2 protein-coding genes and 2 pseudogenes are annotated in these 2,714 nt (G+C 41.1%); 3 read left to right on the forward strand and 1 reads right to left on the reverse strand.

From position 1 onward, the window contains the following. A pseudogene (locus tag F6K52_RS35095) lies at positions 1 to 181 on the forward strand (hypothetical protein); the annotation flags it as partial. A gap of 230 nt (positions 182 to 411) precedes the next feature. Here the strand turns inward: F6K52_RS35095 and F6K52_RS35100 are convergent. Beyond that, the gene (locus F6K52_RS35100; RefSeq protein ID WP_075895739.1) at positions 412 to 606 is read right to left on the reverse strand and encodes a hypothetical protein; all 195 of its coding nucleotides are present in this window, start codon (positions 604 to 606) and stop codon (positions 412 to 414) included. A gap of 649 nt (positions 607 to 1,255) precedes the next feature. On the opposite strand from F6K52_RS35100, the gene F6K52_RS35105 reads away from it, so the two are divergent. Beyond that, positions 1,256 to 1,588: an STAS domain-containing protein gene (locus tag F6K52_RS35105; RefSeq protein WP_293089624.1), complete on the forward strand. Its 333-nt coding sequence runs from the start codon at positions 1,256 to 1,258 to the stop codon at positions 1,586 to 1,588. A 250-nt stretch (positions 1,589 to 1,838) separates the two neighbouring features. Continuing rightward, positions 1,839 to 2,714, forward strand: a pseudogene (locus tag F6K52_RS35110) (B12-binding domain-containing radical SAM protein); the annotation flags it as partial.

Raw genomic sequence — 2,714 nt, forward strand, 5'->3', positions numbered from 1 at the left:
CTCTGGGCCGGATTTACTTTGGCCAGCGAGTTTGTTACGACTAGCCTTAGACATTGAAGTAATTCCTTTGTTGGTTCGGTTAGATGACCCAGATGTCAATTTAGAAAATGACCCTGATGCTCGCCAGCAACTAAGTTATTTTATCTGTGCGGTTTGGCAAGCTTACCCGGACAAGTTTTAAGTTTCCTGAATGGTTAATCTGTAATAGGACTTTGCCAAATCCATGGTGATCTCATCACGACTTAAGCAGTAGCAAGTCAGAACCCTTAGGAGAGTAAACTAAAGTTGTAGCGGTTTTGCCATATATAATAGCTGTCAGAGTTTGCCCCAACCCTAAAAGTTATGCCTAAAAGTCATGGACTAGTTACCAAGCCTCCAATCTTGTCTAGCCTTACTTTATAACCACTGTTTCTAGTAACTTGGAACAAGCTGTACACGACCAGCATCCATCTCGGACATTAATAATTCCAGTGCTTCGTAATCCACATCAGAGATGTAACCGGTTTGAGTTAGTTCGTAGTTAATTGCATTTTCTATATCAGGAGTCAATTTCCTAATATATAGGGCTTTTTCTACTAGTTGACGAATAACAAATGTAGTTTTCACTATGACTTACCCACAATTCCATATAAATTTATTGTCTTCTGAAACTACTAACCACTCTAGTGATTTTTATCTTATTGGTATGTGATCTAAATCACTGATGAGGTGGATTTGTACTGTCTCACATATATATTATAAGCCTTTTTGACTTAACTCAGAAACCTTAACCTGAACCTAAGAAGCTATGCCTTTTGAAGGATTAGAGGTATTGAAGTTTAGGCAGTTATAAGCAAATACTGCTTAGTACTACTTGCCTCTACACCCTAGTTAACGTTATACTTCCGTAAAGCTAAACATTTGGCTCAAGCCTATAGAAAAAAGTATTATATTTTTATGTCAGGGCAGCTCTATTGATTGAACGTAACAAAAATTATTAAAATTTAATCGCTACCTATAGGCATGAACTGAGCCATGCTCATAGCAAGTTAGACCATCGGAAATGAAAAATAGATAAATTACTTAACTTTAAATAAAGTAATATATGATACATTTTGATGGTAAGTTTTATGAAGATTTCAAAAACCATTAGCCATCTGTAAAGATTCGGCAAAGTATCTCAGAAGTGGTATGGAATTATCAAAATTCCATACTATCTTCAATATATTCTCTAAAAAATTTTATTGGATTTCACCAAGTGAGGAGTCTACTTATTATGACACAGGCGACCCTAAGTGCAAAATTAAGAATTATTCAACCTTCCGGTCATATTAACGCCTCCAATGCAGTTGAGTTTAAAAGTCAGTTGACAGAAGCTGTGGTGGCTGGTGAGGATTCGGCTTTGTTGGTTGATATGCATCAGTTAGAGTCTCTCGACAGTGCTGGCTTAATGGCCTTAGTTCATGGTCTGAAGCTAGCAAGACGTCTAGAGAGGCCCTTTGGTCTTTGCTCAGTAGCTCCTTCAATTCGCATTATGCTGGAGCTAACTAAATTAGATGGGGTATTTGAGATTTTTGACAGCCATGATGCTTTTGCTACAGCCCTCTAGGGGATTTGAGTAGCTTGGGCAAGCTAACTCCATGGCTATGAGTGCAGCAAAATCCTAGGAAATCCAAGGAAGATTAAGTGCTGAAACCGATGACGATGGGAGGAGATAGGGAAATACTAGTCAAGAAATATGGTGGTTCTCTACTCCCTCACTTCATCACCTTTATCCCCCTATCTCTACCCTGAGTACTGATAAAATGAAAAGTGGATCAGGGCTAACTGCATTGAAAGCAGTAATAAAGTAAGTTTCTATGGCAATCACTGTAGAGGAAATATTAACACCAGACATAAACAGACCTGCCCGTTACTTAGGTAACGAGTTGGGAGCAGTCCATAAACCTTGGGAAAAAGCTGAGGTACGCTGGGTATTGACTTATCCAGAAGTCTATGAAGTGGGCGCTTCTAACTTAGGGCATATCATCCTCTACAATATATTGAATTCTCAACCTAGGCAGTTATGCGATCGCGCCTATCTACCCGCCCCAGACTTGTCAGCTAAATTACGTTCCACTCAAACCCCTCTGTTTGCTGTCGAGAATCGGCGACCTCTGAAAGATTTTGATATTATTGGCTTTAGCCTTAGCTATGAATTAGGGGCAACCAACATCTTGGAAATGTTGGATTTGGCAGAAATTCCCCTGACCTGGAAAGACCGTGCTGAGTGTGATATATCCGAAATTCCCCTAATTTTTGCAGGTGGACAAACGGCAACATCGAATCCTGAACCCTATGCTGATTTCTTAGATTTTGTTGATCTTGGCGATGGGGAAGAATTGTTGCCAGAGATTGGCTTAGTAATAGAAGAAGGCAAAGCAGCTGGCTTAAGTCGAGAAGCATTACTCCTGGATTTGGCTCAGATACCAGGGGTGTATGTCCCCCAATTCTATGATATGACTGAGGATGGCTCAGTTAAACCCAACCGCCCTGATGTGCCGAAGCGGATTTTGCGGCGTGTGGCTACACCGATGCCTGCCTATGCTATTGGACTAGTACCCTATATCCAAACGGTTCATGACCGGCTCAAGATCGAAGTGCGACGGGGTTGTACTCGCGGTTGTCGCTTCTGCCAACCTGGGATGCTGACTCGACCAGCGCGGGATGTGGAACCGGAAAAAGTAGTGGAAGCT

It is taken from the genome of Moorena sp. SIO3H5 (genome assembly GCF_010692395.1).
GTDB lineage: Bacteria > Cyanobacteriota > Cyanobacteriia > Cyanobacteriales > Coleofasciculaceae > Moorena.